Origin of the sequence: Flavobacterium sp., assembly GCF_031423415.1 — a bacterium.
GTDB lineage: Bacteria > Bacteroidota > Bacteroidia > Flavobacteriales > Flavobacteriaceae > Flavobacterium.
In genome coordinates this window covers 18,967-33,988 of sequence record NZ_JANPFL010000122.1, presented here as the reverse complement: position 1 = coordinate 33,988, position 15,022 = coordinate 18,967, and the positions used below count along the sequence as shown (strand labels likewise).

At 33.8% G+C, this 15,022-nt stretch carries 13 protein-coding genes and 1 tRNA gene; 6 read left to right on the top strand and 8 right to left on the bottom strand.

The genetic code is table 11. From position 1 onward, the window contains the following. Window positions 1-21: 21 nt before the first annotated feature. The 8 genes from RMO83_RS10515 to RMO83_RS10480 form a co-directional block, all read right to left on the bottom strand. Window positions 22-1,008, bottom strand: a complete 987-nt coding sequence (locus tag RMO83_RS10515; RefSeq protein ID WP_310559635.1) for a Gfo/Idh/MocA family oxidoreductase — start codon at window positions 1,006-1,008, stop codon at window positions 22-24. Window positions 1,009-1,067: 59 nt separating this feature from the next. After that, window positions 1,068-2,804: a sodium:solute symporter gene (locus RMO83_RS10510; RefSeq protein WP_310559634.1), complete on the bottom strand. Its 1,737-nt coding sequence runs from the start codon at window positions 2,802-2,804 to the stop codon at window positions 1,068-1,070. A gap of 123 nt (window positions 2,805-2,927) precedes the next feature. Continuing rightward, a complete protein-coding gene (locus RMO83_RS10505; RefSeq protein ID WP_310559633.1) occupies window positions 2,928-5,459 on the bottom strand; it encodes a PIG-L family deacetylase in 2,532 nt (843 codons plus the stop codon). 293 nt (window positions 5,460-5,752) lie between these two features. Further along, a tRNA-Arg gene (locus RMO83_RS10500) sits at window positions 5,753-5,826 on the bottom strand. Window positions 5,827-5,932: 106 nt separating this feature from the next. Further along, window positions 5,933-6,076, bottom strand: a complete 144-nt coding sequence (locus RMO83_RS10495) for an SsrA-binding protein (RefSeq protein ID WP_310559632.1) — start codon at window positions 6,074-6,076, stop codon at window positions 5,933-5,935. A 73-nt stretch (window positions 6,077-6,149) separates the two neighbouring features. Continuing rightward, the gene (locus RMO83_RS10490; RefSeq protein WP_310559631.1) at window positions 6,150-8,033 is read right to left on the bottom strand and encodes a M56 family metallopeptidase; all 1,884 of its coding nucleotides are present in this window, start codon (window positions 8,031-8,033) and stop codon (window positions 6,150-6,152) included. A 1-nt stretch (window position 8,034) separates the two neighbouring features. After that, window positions 8,035-8,394, bottom strand: coding sequence for a BlaI/MecI/CopY family transcriptional regulator (locus RMO83_RS10485; protein ID WP_310559630.1), 360 nt, complete (start codon window positions 8,392-8,394; stop codon window positions 8,035-8,037). 104 nt (window positions 8,395-8,498) lie between these two features. Continuing rightward, on the bottom strand, window positions 8,499-9,725 hold the full coding sequence (locus tag RMO83_RS10480; RefSeq protein WP_310559664.1) for an MFS transporter: 1,227 nt from the start codon (window positions 9,723-9,725) through the stop codon (window positions 8,499-8,501). Window positions 9,726-9,975: 250 nt separating this feature from the next. Between RMO83_RS10480 and RMO83_RS10475 the strand changes: the two genes are divergently transcribed. From RMO83_RS10475 to RMO83_RS10450, 6 genes are all read left to right on the top strand, one after another. After that, window positions 9,976-10,578: a DUF1684 domain-containing protein gene (locus RMO83_RS10475; protein WP_310559629.1), complete on the top strand. Its 603-nt coding sequence runs from the start codon at window positions 9,976-9,978 to the stop codon at window positions 10,576-10,578. After that, window positions 10,578-11,243: a TatD family hydrolase gene (locus tag RMO83_RS10470; protein ID WP_310559628.1), complete on the top strand. Its 666-nt coding sequence runs from the start codon at window positions 10,578-10,580 to the stop codon at window positions 11,241-11,243. The genes RMO83_RS10475 and RMO83_RS10470 overlap by 1 nt, the downstream gene beginning before the upstream one ends. A gap of 100 nt (window positions 11,244-11,343) precedes the next feature. Beyond that, entirely contained in the window at window positions 11,344-12,057 is a 714-nt protein-coding gene (locus tag RMO83_RS10465; protein WP_310559627.1) for a tRNA threonylcarbamoyladenosine dehydratase, read from the top strand. A gap of 137 nt (window positions 12,058-12,194) precedes the next feature. Then, on the top strand, window positions 12,195-13,121 hold the full coding sequence (locus tag RMO83_RS10460) for a geranylgeranylglycerol-phosphate geranylgeranyltransferase (protein ID WP_310559626.1): 927 nt from the start codon (window positions 12,195-12,197) through the stop codon (window positions 13,119-13,121). Further along, window positions 13,114-13,698, top strand: a complete 585-nt coding sequence (locus tag RMO83_RS10455) for a Maf-like protein (protein ID WP_310559625.1) — start codon at window positions 13,114-13,116, stop codon at window positions 13,696-13,698. The genes RMO83_RS10460 and RMO83_RS10455 overlap by 8 nt, the downstream gene beginning before the upstream one ends. A 150-nt stretch (window positions 13,699-13,848) precedes the next feature. Next, a complete protein-coding gene (locus tag RMO83_RS10450) occupies window positions 13,849-14,976 on the top strand; it encodes an AI-2E family transporter (RefSeq protein WP_310559624.1) in 1,128 nt (375 codons plus the stop codon). The last annotated feature ends 46 nt before the right edge of the window (window positions 14,977-15,022 follow it).

Sequence of the window (15,022 nt, the reverse complement as noted above, 5' to 3'; positions counted from 1 at the left end):
TACTTTAGCTTTCAATTGAATTTAGGAAGGATATTCTAATCCGATTTGATTTCTGACTTGATCAACTATTTTAATAAGATCTAAACTATTTTGGTGCGACCAAATTGAGCTTTCAATTCTGTTCTCATAAAGACATTGATGACACTCCTCGATCTCATACGTAAAACCTTTGCCTTTGGTTGGCAATAAAATTTCCTCTTCCTGATTATCTACCGTCAAAGTGCAAGATTGTGCTTGATGCCAAGGCGTGTTTAAATTAATTTTTCCTTTAGTTCCGCTAATTGTGGCTTTAACATTGTAAGTGGAAACAAAGCTAGAATGCAAAATAGCTTGCGCATTTTCGTATTGCAAAATCATTGACGTTTGCAAATCGGCACCAGTTTTATGGAAATTAGATTTTGCCAAAATTTCAGTAGGAATTCCTAATACAACATAACACAAAAATAAGGGATAAACACCAATGTCTAAAAGCGAACCGCCACCAAGATTCATGTCGGTTTTTCGGTTGCCTTCACCTTCAAGATTTTCTGTATAAAAAGCAAAATCGGCATTGATGTATGTCACGTGGCCTATTTCACCATTTTTAATTTTAGAATAAGCTTCCCTAAAAGAAGGATTAAATCGTGTCCAAAAAGCTTCCATAAAAAATTTATTATTGGCTTTCGACGCCTCAATCATTTGCAATGCATCATTGTAATTCAATGCAATGGGCTTTTCACAAAGTACATGTTTGTTGTTCTGCAAGGCATTTATCGTTAAAGTGGCATGGGAAGAATGGGGTGTCGCAATATATAAAATATCAATTTCTGGATCATTTATAATCGCTTCATAAGATGAATAGGATTTTTGGCAATTATGCTGTGTGGCAAATTCTTGCGATTTTTCAGCATTTCTTGAAGCCACAGCTGCCAATTCGGCATCTTCGACTAGGGATAAATCTTTAGCAAATTGATGAGCAATATTACCCAAACCTATAATTCCCCATCTTATCTTTCCCTTTCCATTCATTTTGATATTGAGATAAATTAAAATCTAAATTTAATATAAATTCGCTTTCAAGGTGAAATTTACTTGCCGTTTTCATTTGCAAAATGATATTCTTTTCTGAAAATTGATACTTGCATAATCATCGATAATATAATGGTCAGCATTGCACCAATGAAGTTGAGCCATAAATAACCCAACTTTTCATCGCCACTTGGATAAATAAAAATAGCAAAATAATAGATCACAAATATGGTCAATTGGCTAATTACAGCACTGTAAAAAATAGCTTTGGCGTGAACGAATTTAATGTAAAATCCAACCAAGAAAATCCCCAAAACAGTTCCATAAAAAATCGAACCTACAATATTGACCAACTGGATTAAATTTTCGAAAAGAGTACCAATACTCGCAAACAGAATGGCAATAATTCCCCAAAACAAAGTAAAAAATTTGGTAACATTGACATAATGCTTTTCAGTTTTTTCTTCTTTAACATTCCGCTTATAAATATCAATTGCTGTGGTGGAAGCCAATGCGTTTAATCCGGAAGCTGTTGAAGACATTGCTGCAGAAATAATCACTGCAAGTAGTAAACCTATTAAACCTTTGGGCAAATAATTCAGGATGAAATGAAAAAAAACATAATCTTTATCATTGGTTTCGCTTCGTTCATCTGCTTTTTGAATGAGTTCCTTGGCGTGGTCTCTTAAATCTTTTTCTTTACTCGATAAAGCGACCAATTCTTTTCGCAATATAGGATTATCATAATCTTGATTGAGCTGGTCGATGTACAATAGGTTGATCACTTTTTTATCTTCCGAAAGCGCCTCCAATTTTTTTTCTAATAGGTGATAATCATTTTTGTACTTGGATTTCTCAATAATAATTTTATTATTTGGATTAAAATTTAATGGCACTGGATTGAATTGGAAAAACACAAAAACCATTACTCCAGTAAGCAAAATGAAGAATTGCATAGGTACTTTTAGCAATCCATTCATAATTAGCCCCATTTGGCTTTCACGAACAGACTTTCCCGATAAATAGCGTCCTACCTGAGATTGATCGGTGCCAAAATAGGCCAACGCCAAGAAAAAACCTCCCGTTATTCCGCTCCAAAACGTATATTTTTCCTCTGGATTAAAGGAGAAATCAACAATGTTCATTTTGTCATTTGCCCCTGCAATATGCAAAGCACTACTAAACGTCATATCGTTGGGCAAATAATTTAAAATCAGAAAAAACGTTATCAACATTCCTGACATAATAACAAACATTTGCTGTTTTTGAGTAACGTTTACGGCTTTTGTCCCACCCGAAAATGTATAAATTATTACAAGAACTCCTATGGCAATATTCATTGCTGTTAAATTCCACCCCAACAATGCTGATAAAATAATAGCTGGTGCATAAATGGTTAATCCCGTTCCTAAACCTCTTTGCACCAAAAAAAGAATAGCAGCAAGCGAACGCGTTTTTAAATCGAAGCGTTTTTCGAGGTATTCGTAGGCTGTAAAAACCTTGTATTTGTGGTATATTGGAATAAAAGTCACACAAATAACCACCATCGCAATGGGAAGTCCAAAATAAAATTGCAAAAAACCCATTCCGTCGTGATACGCCTGACCTGGTGTCGAAAGAAAGGTAATTGCACTGGCTTGAGTTGCCATAACCGAAAGCCCTACAGTGTACCACGGCGTTTCGTTGTTACCCAAAATGTACTCTTCGACATTCTTACTTCCCTTGGTTTTCCAAACGCCGTAAATCACTATAAAAAGTAAGGTTACTACCAATACAATCCAATCAAATAGTTGCATATTTTAAGAATATAATTTCATTAATAAACAAAAAATCAAAATATACACAACATTTGCTACGAGTACCCAAGTGTAGCTTTTTTTCCAAGTTTTAACTTTTTTTGTTTCCATAGTTTTGAGTTGTCATGGTTTAACTTTTTCAGCAGGAATAGTCACTGGATTTTGCAATGAAATCATATTGGCTAACAATTTATAGGCTCCAGAAACGCCTTCGGGCAATTCCCTAAAAAAACTTAAACCTGTGTAAATATAAACTCCTTTTCCGTAAGGAGCAATTAATAAAGCCCCATCTTTAGGCGTTTCTCCTTTATCGTTAGACGATAAAATGGGTGTAAAAGCTTTATCAAATTCATCAGGATAATACAATCCTTGCTCTTGTTTCCACCCTTTAAAATCATTTGCTGTAATTTTATTAGGCGCATTCAAAACGGGATGATTGGCAGCCAAAAAACGAACTTCAGCATTTTCCTCGGTAACTCTATCTCTAGAAATTTTCAAAGGAAACGGCGCTAAATTTTCGGTAACCAAATCATTCGGTGTATTGTATTGTACGAGCATCGTTTTCCCAGCTTTGACAAAATCAAAAAGAATATTCTGTTTGTTTGCCAATGCTTGAACAGTATTATAAGCGCGAATTCCTGTTATGACTATATCAAAATTAGCCATTTTTTCGGGAGAAATTTCTTCAGCATTAACCAAGGTCACTTTGTAACCCATTTGTATCAAACTATTTGGAACTTCATCGCCAGCTCCCATAATATAAGCGATTCTTTCATTATTGGTTTTCAAATCCATTCGGATGAACTTGGATTCAGCAGCTTTCAAGACTTGCTGTTTGGTTATATGATCACAATCGATTGTGATTTGCTCCTTGTCATAACGCTTTCCGTCAACAATAGCAACACTTTTGGCTACAGCTTCCTCCTGAGAATTGGGTGGTGTAACCTCAAAATATAGCGTTTGTTCCTGCCCTTTTTTATCCAAATTGAAAAGAATAGATTTAGGTTGAACATTCCAACTTTTGGGAAGTTCGAGTTGCAAATTGCCTTGTACTCCATCTTTTCCAGCCTTGATTTTCAAGGCTATGTATTTCATCTTGTTGTCTTTGAAAAGTGAAACTTTATCAAGAATACTTGTTGTCACTTCGGGAACAATATCCAAATAATTGTACATTTCGCCCTTCACATCGTCATTGTATTTGTAAACTACGATTCTTTCGAAAGGGATTTCTATTTCGTTTACTTTAATATTGAAAACCACTTTAACTTCTCGAATGACATCAGGAATTCCTATGTTTTTCTGGTCGGAAACCGTGTACATTCCCACTGTTCCTTTGTCTTTCAGCCAATACGGCTGCGTATATTCAACGGTTGAAGGTAGTTGTAAATCAAGAGCACTATTTTGCAAAACATTATTTTTAAGTACTACATTTTGAATGGTATTTTTTTGATCGGGCAAAGTGGTTACACTTAGCATTTGCATTTCAATTGGGCTTCTATTGATTGCTTCCAATTTCAATTTCACAAGACTTCCAGGAGTTGCTTCCTGATTTTGCGCAACAGCTTCAAGGTACAATCCTGCGCAAGCAGCAATACTATTTTTTACTTCTTCCGATTTAATTAGTTTCCAATGGTTTTCATCCAAAGTTTGAATCATCGAATAGGCTTTTACCAAGTTTGGAATACTAGATGAAGGATTTTTGAAATCAAACTCAGCAACAATTTTTGAAATTAAATCACCAATTGGTTTTCCTCCCTTCACCCTATTCCAAGAAGTATCAATTCCATCAAATAAGTTTGCTTTATCTTGTGGAAATTCTCCATTTATCAACTCCAAATATTCAGTTTCTTCTCCTCGATTTCCCGTACTACCAAAACCTTGCGATTCGTGACAACTGCGACTTAAAGCAGCGATTTCCTGATTCGATTTCCCTATTGCAGCATAATAAACACCCGTTTGCATAGCTATAAATTTAGATTTATCGGTTGCATCGAACTTTTCTTGGCTTCCGTAAAACCACCAAGAAGGATTAAAAAATTGGCGTTTGGTTTGCCAAGGTTTTACCAAATTCAACTGCTCAGAAAAAACCTTTGGATCATTAGCTTTACTAAAACTTTCGAAACTTAACATAGCCGAAGCGGAATGATGACCGTGCGTGTTTCCAGAAGTTCGATGGTCAAAACGATTGATAATGACATCAGGTTGAAATTTTCGAATGGCAAAAATTATGTCAGCGAGTACTGTCTCTTTGTCCCAAATTTCTAATGTTTCTGCAGGATTTTTAGAAAACCCAAAATCATTGGCACGTGTAAATAATTGTTCGCCTCCATCAATTTTTCGTGCTTCAATTAATTCTTGAGTTCTAATAACACCCAATAATTCGCGGAGTTGTGGACCAATTAAATTTTGTCCGCCATCGCCACGAGTTAAGGATAGATAAGCAGTTCTTGCTTTGGTTTCATTCGAGAAATAGGATATTAATCGCGTATTTTCGTCATCGGGATGCGCTGCAATATAAAGTACTGAACCTAGAAAGTTCAATTTCTGAATTTGATTATAAATGGCTACTGAATTTGGTTTTTGTGGCTGTTGCCCATAGGCTGCTTGAAGGAAAAGAAGGATAATAAAAAGAGATGAAGTTACAACTTTCTGCATTTTTCTAGAATTAAATAGACTATGAGTTCAAATGTAGTAATTAAATGTATTGTTCTTTAAAATTTATTATTATCTTAGTATTTTGATATCATTTATTTGAAAATTATTTTGCAAAATACTGAAAATTAGGTATCAAAGCGAACCCTAGAAACATTTGTCAAACGTGCCAAAGCTTCTGGATACGAACTAATTTTAAGAATAAAGCAAAAAGAATTGTAGGGAGTATAACGGCAATCGTCTAAATAAAAAAACCGCTAAATAGTTTATATTTAGCGGTATACATTTTAATTTAGTGACCGCGGCTGGATTCAAACCAGCAACCTCTTGAGCCGTAATCAAGTGCGCTATTCAGTTGCGCCACGTGGCCATTTTTTTGAGTGCAAATATAGGCAATTTTTGCAATCTTGCAAACGGTAGATTAAATTTAAATCAATTTTTTACAAAATCTGAAATCTGAAATCTATAATCTACGATTAAGAATCTAAGGCTCTTGTTGTTACATAGTATCTATACCCAATGATTGCCATTTGCCATTTTTTGGCTTTGGCCAAATCCAGTCTTTTTCTGGAAAAACTAGGAAGAATAAGCTTGTTGACTTTGGCCAGAATTTTAAACATAGGTAATTTTTTTTCAAAGATATAAAAAAAGACGGTCTTGATTAAAACCGTCTTTCTTGAGTTTAAAGAAATATTATTTCCTATTTTTTACGTTCATCTTGGAGTGATATTCTTCCATTTGTTGCTCGTAGATTTTCATCTTTTTATCAAAATCCTCCATTGCAGCATTAAAGGGTTCCATTTGTTTGTCAAATTCTTCCATTTGTTTGTCAAAGGCTTTCATTTGCGGTTCCATAGCTTCCATTTTTTTATTGAAATCTTCCATTTTGCTTTCATATTCTTTCCAAGCTTTTTTGTCGCCATTAATTGGGTCGCCTTTTGGAGTTTTTGGAGCCTTTGGAAAAACGGGTGGTTTTGGATTCTTAAATTTAAATGCCGGAGGTGTTGGAGGCGCCGGTGGAGTAGGAATATCAATATTATCCGCTGATTGATTAATTCTTTTGGTTGTTATTCTAATTGTTTTTTCATTTTTATTGACATCCATTTTATCAATAGTATTTTGATCTAAAAGCAAAAGTTCATTTTTATCTGCTTTTTCATCATTAATGTAAATCTCATTATCATTTAGTGTTTTCGAGAATTCTTTGGTAACGATCCGAATGGTTCCTTTATCGGATTTTTTAAGAACATCCATACTTTCGATTTCATTAGAATCTAATTTGTCTAAATCGCCTTGACTTACTTTTGAACCATTGACAAAAATTTCTTTTTCAATTGATAGCGGTGCATTAGGTGAAATGAGAACGCTTCTTTTGTTGATTACAGCGTCGTCTGTGCCAAAATCAACATTGAGCATCCCTTTTTCATCTTTAGAAACAATAATTCCAAATGTTTTGATAGCCTCAGTTCCTTTGAGTTCAATTTTTTCGGTGATTTCTTTCCCTTTTTTCAAATCTACTTTGATGGCAATCAATTCATTTTTCGAGTTTCTTTTCATACCCGAAAAAGAGGCAGCTATAGCATAATTCTCTTTTAAATTTTTCGCTTTTTCCTTTAATTCTTCATCGGTGGTATTCTTGTTTATTTTGTAAATATCTACCGAATTTGTGTCGGTTTTAACTACGTTAATTTCAGTTTGTCCTGACTCTCTTTCCCGTGCAATTACTTTTACTTGAAATAAGAATACAAATGCACCTAATAATGGAAGTACAAATAGATACTTCCAGGAATTCCTTTTGTTTGATTGATTTTTGTTTAACATAACGATTCGTTTTTTGATTAATGATTGATAAAAATGATTGGTAATGGCAACACAATTTTCCTGTGTTGTTATTTTTAAAAGTGTCAATTGATACGCTTTTTTGTCGGATATATTTTTTGAAGCTTCACTATCGGCGATGAATTCCAGATTTTGAGCGATGGCATTTTTATACAGCCAAACAAATGGATTGTACCAAAAAACAATACAAAATAACCTCGAAATTAATACATCAACCGTATGATTTTGTGCACTGTGTACTTTTTCGTGTTCTAAAATGTTTTCTAATTCCGTGTCACTGTATAAAGATGAATTATAAACGATAGAATTGAAGTAGGAAAACGGAGAAACATTTTCGGCTACATCAATAAACTTGAAATCGGCCTGTTTTCGAATAGTTTTTCCTTTCAAAATCTTGGATAAACTGTAAAAATCAGAAGCAAATTTCATTAATAAACCTGCAATTCCAATCAGATAAACAATGACAAAAACGAAATACCAATTGATTTTAAAAGATTCGTCCCTTATTGGACCAGCCACTGGAATTTTCGACCATTCAAAAGTTGTTGGACTTGGGTCAACCAAAACTATTTTTGTAACAAACAGCAAAGGCAAAACAACCGAGGTGATTAATCCCGCCAATAGAAACCAACGATTGCTATTGAAAAAAGTTTCTTTTCGCAACAAAAAATAGTATGCTACATAAAACATTGCAATCAATCCACTCGATTTCACAAGGTATATTACTACTGTTTCCATACTATTGCTTTTTTTCGATCATTGCTAAAATCTCGCGCAATTCTTGGGCCGAAATCTTTTCTTCTTTGGCAAAAAAGGACACCATATTTTTATAAGAACTATCAAAATAAGTATCGATTGCCGTGTTCATAAACCGCTTTCTATAGTCTTCCATCTTCACAATAGGGAAATATTGATGCGTGTTTCCAAAAGCATTGTGCGATACAAATCCTTTTTCTTCGAGGTTTCTGATAATGGTGGAAAGCGTATTATAATGAGGCTGGTCTTCGGTGATTTCGGCCATTACTTCTTTTACAAAAGCTTTTTTAAGCTTCCATAAAATTTGCATAATTTCCTCTTCTTTGTTGGTTAGTTTTTGCATAGCTGTATATTTTTTATCTTCCTGAGAGCAAACATACAACTATTTTTATAGTTGATAAACTATTTTTATAGTTATTTAACTAAATTTTAAGTTTATAACTGAATTTAGTGGGATAATCTGTTTTCTGCCAGCAAGATACGATTCAGCAAAACACAACAAACACCTGCCAACATTCCTAAAGTCCCCATAAAAATCCAATTGATTTGATACCCAAAATGGGCAATTATATCCAATCCAGTTTTGGAACACGCAATATGAGCTAGGCTAAAACTCATTGTGAATAAACCCATATATTGTCCTTCTTGTCCTTTTGGAGCTCGGTTAAGTGCTACGGCATTAGAAAAAGGAAATGCCAAGATTTCTCCAAAACTGAGAAAGACAATACTTAAAATTAAAATCGGAACCCAAAAATCTAATAGTAAAACAAAATATCCTAATGCAACGCATAAAGCACCGTACGCAATAATTCTAATTTTGTTTGTTTTTTTTCGTTCCACAATGCTCACAATTGGCATTTCAAAAAAGAAAACCAAAAGTCCGTTTAATGAAAGGAGCATTCCCGTTTGAACTTCAGTTAAACCAAATTTTTCGTGGTGATACAAAGGAAGCGTAGTAAACATTTGGAAAAATACCATCACAATAATAAAAATTGTGAATAAGAGCAACCAAAACGGTTTGTCTTTGTATATTGATTTTCGGATTATTGTTTTAGGGCTTTCACCCACGGCGAGCGAAATTCTTTTTTTCTCTTTAACTGTCAAAGCAAAAATCAAAATAGCAATAATACACGAACTTCCATCTACCCAAAACAGACCTTGATATCCCATTCCCAAAATAATCAAACCGCCTAAAGTTGGACCAGCAGCAAAACCAAGATTGACCGATAAACGTACTAATGACAAAGCACGAACCCTATTTTCGGGTTTTGCATATACACTCAAAGACACAAACATTGCCGGGCGAAACATATCGGCAATGGACATAATAGTAAACATTCCTAAACATAAACCCCAAAAACTCGTTATGTATTGCAAGACAAAAAATAGAATTCCACTCGTAAAAAGACTAAAAATCATAATCTTATAAAACCCGATTTTATCAGTCAATTTGCCACCAAGCCACGAGCCCAGCATTGATCCCAAACCAAAAGCCACCATAATCCATCCCACTTCACCATAGGTGAAATGCAGATTTTCCTTCAAATATTTGGATAAAAAAGGCAAAACCATCGTTCCAGCGCGATTGACAAAAGTGATAAGCGCCAGAATCCAAACTTCACGTCTGAAGCCTTTAAAATTGTCGAAGTATCTTTTGAGACCGGTTTTGAGCATAATGAAATTTCTTGCTTGCAAAGCTACAAAGTTTTTTAGGAGCATTTTCCAGCTATCCGTTGCAAATATATTCACTGAACTCCAATTAAAATAAAAGCTAGGTGAGGTAATCTTTTATTTTTTAAAGAAAAAAATAAAAGGATTTCCACTTTTATCTGGGCTAAGATTCGCACAATTGAAAAACATTTTCTTCAAAATATAAACGTTGTGCCTTTCTAACTTTTAAACTATTTTTGCTAAAATTTATATGATGAGAACAATTCTAACTTTAGTATTTTTAGCACTATTCCATTTTGGTTTTGGTCAAGAAAATTTTAATGTTGCAGCTGTTGAAAAATTCCAAAAAGAGTTGAATACCGAATATGCCGATGCTAAAACAAGTCCGTTGACAACTGAGGATTTAGCAACATTCAAAAGCTTGGATTTTTATCCCATAAACGAAAAATTCTTTGTCCTTGCAAGATTTGTTAGAACCGAGAACGAGAAACAGTTTGAAATGAAAACTTCTACTGATAGAAAACCGATGTATGTAAAATATGGTGAAACTCATTTTGAAATTGATGGAAAATCATTCCTATTGAATATTTATAGAAACATTGAATTGTCCAAAAAAGAGGAGTACAAAGACTATTTGTTCTTACCGTTTTCAGATTTAACTTGTGGTAAAGAAAGCTATATTGGAGGTAAATATATTGATATAAAAACGCCAACAGGTGATACCATTGCTATTGATTTCAATACCGCTTACAATCCCTATTGTGCTTACAATCACAAATATTCTTGTCCAAAAGTGCCGCTAGAAAACGATTTGAACATTGAAATCAAAGCAGGAGTTAAGAAATTTCACGATTAATGCAATACTTCAATCTACATACGCATCAATTTACCAATCAACCCGATGTTTTGGAATTGGTCAATCAATATCCTCAGGAATTTGATGTCTCGATTCCGTATTATTCCATCGGGATTCATCCATTATATGTTGACGAAAACCGATTGGAAAGTGATTTTAAAATTGTAGAAGAAAAATTGGCGTTGCCCGAATGTTTGGCTCTTGGCGAATGTGGATTGGATAAAAGAGGTGAAACTCCGTTTGAGTTACAGCAATCTATTTTTGAAAAACAATTGGCTTTAGCACAGAAATACCAGAAACCCGTTGTGATTCATTGCGTTGCTGCCTTTCAGGAACTTATCGAAATCAAGAAAAGATTGAAAATTACAGTTCCTATGATTGTTCACGGATTTTCAAAAAAGACAATACTTGCCCAGCAATTAATAGACAATGGATTTTATGTTTCCTTTGGAAAAAATTTATTGCGATCCCGAAGCCTCGGGACCGAATTGGCATCAGTTTTTAAAAGTATTCCAAATGACAAATTTTTCTTGGAAACCGATATGGTCGAAGAAGGAATTCAAGCAGTATATGCTTTGGCTGCAAAATATAAAGAATTAGAATTAAACGAATTACAAGAGATTGTACATAATAATTATACAACTGTTTTCAAAAATCAGCGATAATTCATGTTTTTGCTTTAGCAAATCCGTTTTATGTGTGTTCAAAAAAAATAATTAAACTTAAAAAAGAGGATGAGATTGCTTCGTACCTCGCAATGACAAAATGGCTGAATGGACAGAAAGAGCAGAGCTCTTATTTAAAGAAGAAGGATTGAATATATTGAGAAACTCCAATGTCTTGGTAGTAGGATTGGGTGGTGTGGGTTCTTTTGCTGCCGAATTTTTGGCAAGAGCTGGAGTGGGAAAAATGACTATTGTGGATGGCGATGTTGTAGATATTACCAACATCAACAGGCAATTACCCGCTTTGCATTCGACAGTGGGACAAGCCAAAATAACTATCGTTGGCGACCGATTAATGGACATTAATCCGGAATTGAAATTGACTAGCATCAAGGAATTTCTATCACCAGAAAGAGCTTTCGAAATTGTTTCCGAAGAATTTGATTATGTTTTGGATTGCATTGACAGCATCACTCCAAAATTAAATTTAATCATTGCCGCCAAGCGCAAAAGAGTCAAAATTATTTCCTCAATGGGTGCAGGCGGAAAGATGGAAGCCTCGAAAGTAAAAGTTGCTGACATTAATAACACAATGAATTGCTTCTTGGCAAAAACCGTTCGTCGTCGATTGAAAGAATTTAAAATTGACAAATTGAAAGTCGTTTTTTCGTCTGAAATTCAAGATGATTCTAGTTTAAAAATGACCGACGGATCTAATTATAAGAAGTCTTTTTATGGAACCAATAGCTATATGCCGGGATTATTTGGCTTGTATGCCGCCGAAACTGTGATTCGCTATTTGCTTGAGAAGTAGTGATCAGATTTTGAGTGTTTAGTGTTCAGTTTTTTAGTAGTCAGTCTGACCACTAAAAAACTGACCACTGACCACTATTTAGCTACACTAATCACTAATCACTGACCACTAATAAACTGACCACTGACAACTAAACTATGAAGTATCTAAAACTCATTCGCTACCAAAACCTAATAATGCTTGCCTTGATGCAGTTAATTTTTAGATATGGTTTTCTGGAATTGCAGCATATTCCGCTGGCTTTGGCCGATTGGCAATATATTTTGTTGGTTTTGGCAACAGCCTGTATTGCAGCGGGTGGCTATGTAATTAATAATATTTTTGATGTGGAAACTGACTCCGAAAACAAACCCGAAAATGTAATTGTAGGTAAATTTATTTCCGAAACTAAGGCTTATAATCTTTATATTGGTTTTACCTTTATTGGTGTTGCGATGGGTTTTTATTTATCGAATGTAATCAACAAACCTAGTTTTGCATCCATTTTTATAGTCATTGCGGCGACACTTTATTTTTATGCTACGAGCTTGAAGCAAAGCTTACTTATTGGCAATGTTGTGGTGGCTTTGTTGCTTTCGTTTAGTTTAATTATCATCGGCATTTTTGATTTATTTCCCATTACAAATGACGAAAACAGACATGTTATGGGATTGCTTTTCGGAATTCTTTTGGACTATGCCATCTTTGCTTTCATCATTAATTTTATACGGGAAATGGTGAAAGATTTACAAGATATAGAAGGCGATTTGAATCAGGGAATGAATACGTTACCGATTGTTTTAGGTGCTGAAAAAACTACAAAATTGGTTTTTGGACTTAGTTTTATCCCAATAATTTTAATACTAAATTATATAAGCACTAACTTGTTTGCTTACCAATTGATTTACGGAACGCTGTACGGATTGGTTTTTATTTTGGCACCCCTACTCTATTTCACAATAAAAATTTGGTCAGCCAAAGCATCACAAGATTTTCATCATTTGAGTATCATCTTGAAATGGGTTCTGTTTTTCGGAATACTTTCGATTGTAATCATCAGCCTAAACATAAAATACAATGCTTAAAAGTAAATTGCAAAAATACAAGTTGATTTTGGCTTCGGGTTCACCAAGGCGCCAACAGTTTTTCAAAGATTTAGACCTCGATTTCGAAATTCGTTTGAAAGAAATTGAAGAAATTTACCCGCCTGAGCTAAAAGCCGAAGAGATTACTAATTATTTGGCAGAATTGAAAGCACGTGCTTTTGAAGGAGAATTGAATGATAACGAAATCCTGATTACTAGCGATACCATTGTTTGGCACAACAATAAGGCTTTGGGAAAACCAAAAGACGAACAAGATGCCTTTGCTATTTTGAAATCATTGTCGAATGCCACACACGAAGTAATCACCTCGGTTTGTTTTAAAACCAATATAGATTCAACTGTAATTTTTGAAGTAACGAAAGTAACTTTCAATGAATTGAGTGATGAAGTCATTCTGTATTATATCGAAAATTACAAACCTTTCGATAAAGCTGGAGCATACGGAATCCAAGAATGGATTGGTTTTATTGGTGTTTCAAAAATAGAGGGTTCTTATGCTAATGTGATGGGAATGCCTACGGATAAAGTCTATGCATATTTGAGTAATTTAAAATAACTATTTGTTACAATTTGGAACTTTAAATGTGGTAATTATATAAAATAAATATAAAACTGTATAACAATTAATATCTTGAAAAATTTGATTTTTGACAATTGATCTTTATGTGATTACATAAGATTTTATTGTTAATTGAAATCAAAAAATATGGATAACAGCATTAAATTTCCTTTTTATATTAGACTTTCATTTATGATGATCAGTTTGATTGGCGTTACCTATATTTTTTGTAAAGGCAGTACTATACTAATTCCTATTTTAATGGCTTTTTTGAATGCCGTTTTGCTATTGCCTATTGTTCATTTTTTAAACTCTAAATTACGATTTCCAAATGTTTTATCCTCGTCAATAGCGGTATTGCTATTTGTATCTTTAATTATAGGTATTCTTATATTCCTGTCTTATGAAATTAGTGATATAGCCGATGATTTTGCAGCGATTAAAAAAAATATTAATCTTTTCATTGTTGACATTCAACACTATATCAAAGAAAATTTCCATGTAAGTATGTGGGAACAAAGAAAATATATTGACGATGTCACGCAGGATTCTTTTCAAAAAGGAAAACAAACGATAGGGACAACTTTAATGTCGGTCACAGACACTATTTTAGATTTGACTTTAATACCTATCTATACTTTTCTCATCCTTATCTATAGAACCCATTTTATATTGTTTTTTGCAAAATTATTCAAAAAAGAATATCACGCCAATTTACAAGATATTTTGACGCAAATAAAAAGTTCTGTTCATAGTTATATTGCAGGTTTGATTTTCGAAATGATTGCTGTTTCAGCATTAACAAGCCTGGGTTTGTATATTATAGGTGTCAAATACGCTATTTTATTAGGTCTAATCACTGGAATATTAAATCTTGTACCCTATGTTGGGATTCTGTTTGCAGGCGTTTTGACAATATTAGCATCTTTAACCGGAACACCCGAATTATCATTGATTTTAGGAATAATTATCGTTAATATCATCGTGCAAATCATTGATAATAATATTCTTGTTCCTATAATTATAAATTCAAAAGTGCAGATAAATGCCTTTGTTTCAATAGTAGGAATCTTAATTGGTAGTCAAATTGGAGGAGTTGCTGGAATGTTTTTAGCTATACCATTACTTGCAATTGTAAAAATAGTTTTCGACAGAATAGAATCTGCAGCACCTTGGGGTTATTTGATGGGTGATAACATGCCAAAAGCCTTTGTATGGAGATTCAAAAAAAACACTGCTAAGAATGAACTAGATACCAACGAAATTGTGAACTAATTAGTTAGATACAAGTAAATTTGTCAATGCCAGAAATAGCTTGGTT

Bases quoted from the DNA above. Each gene is read 5' to 3' on its own strand.
- RMO83_RS10515 (WP_310559635.1), bottom strand. From the start codon at position 1,008: ATGAATGGAAAGGGAAAGATAAGATGGGGAATTATAGGTTTGGGTAAT.
- RMO83_RS10510 (WP_310559634.1), bottom strand. From the start codon at position 2,804: ATGCAACTATTTGATTGGATTGTATTGGTAGTAACCTTACTTTTTATA.
- RMO83_RS10505 (WP_310559633.1), bottom strand. From the start codon at position 5,459: ATGCAGAAAGTTGTAACTTCATCTCTTTTTATTATCCTTCTTTTCCTT.
- RMO83_RS10495 (WP_310559632.1), bottom strand. From the start codon at position 6,076: ATGTTTAAAATTCTGGCCAAAGTCAACAAGCTTATTCTTCCTAGTTTT.
- RMO83_RS10490 (WP_310559631.1), bottom strand. From the start codon at position 8,033: ATGGAAACAGTAGTAATATACCTTGTGAAATCGAGTGGATTGATTGCA.
- RMO83_RS10485 (WP_310559630.1), bottom strand. From the start codon at position 8,394: ATGCAAAAACTAACCAACAAAGAAGAGGAAATTATGCAAATTTTATGG.
- RMO83_RS10480 (WP_310559664.1), bottom strand. From the start codon at position 9,725: ATGCTCAAAACCGGTCTCAAAAGATACTTCGACAATTTTAAAGGCTTC.
- RMO83_RS10475 (WP_310559629.1), top strand. From the start codon at position 9,976: ATGAGAACAATTCTAACTTTAGTATTTTTAGCACTATTCCATTTTGGT.
- RMO83_RS10470 (WP_310559628.1), top strand. From the start codon at position 10,578: ATGCAATACTTCAATCTACATACGCATCAATTTACCAATCAACCCGAT.
- RMO83_RS10465 (WP_310559627.1), top strand. From the start codon at position 11,344: ATGGCTGAATGGACAGAAAGAGCAGAGCTCTTATTTAAAGAAGAAGGA.
- RMO83_RS10460 (WP_310559626.1), top strand. From the start codon at position 12,195: ATGAAGTATCTAAAACTCATTCGCTACCAAAACCTAATAATGCTTGCC.
- RMO83_RS10455 (WP_310559625.1), top strand. From the start codon at position 13,114: ATGCTTAAAAGTAAATTGCAAAAATACAAGTTGATTTTGGCTTCGGGT.
- RMO83_RS10450 (WP_310559624.1), top strand. From the start codon at position 13,849: ATGGATAACAGCATTAAATTTCCTTTTTATATTAGACTTTCATTTATG.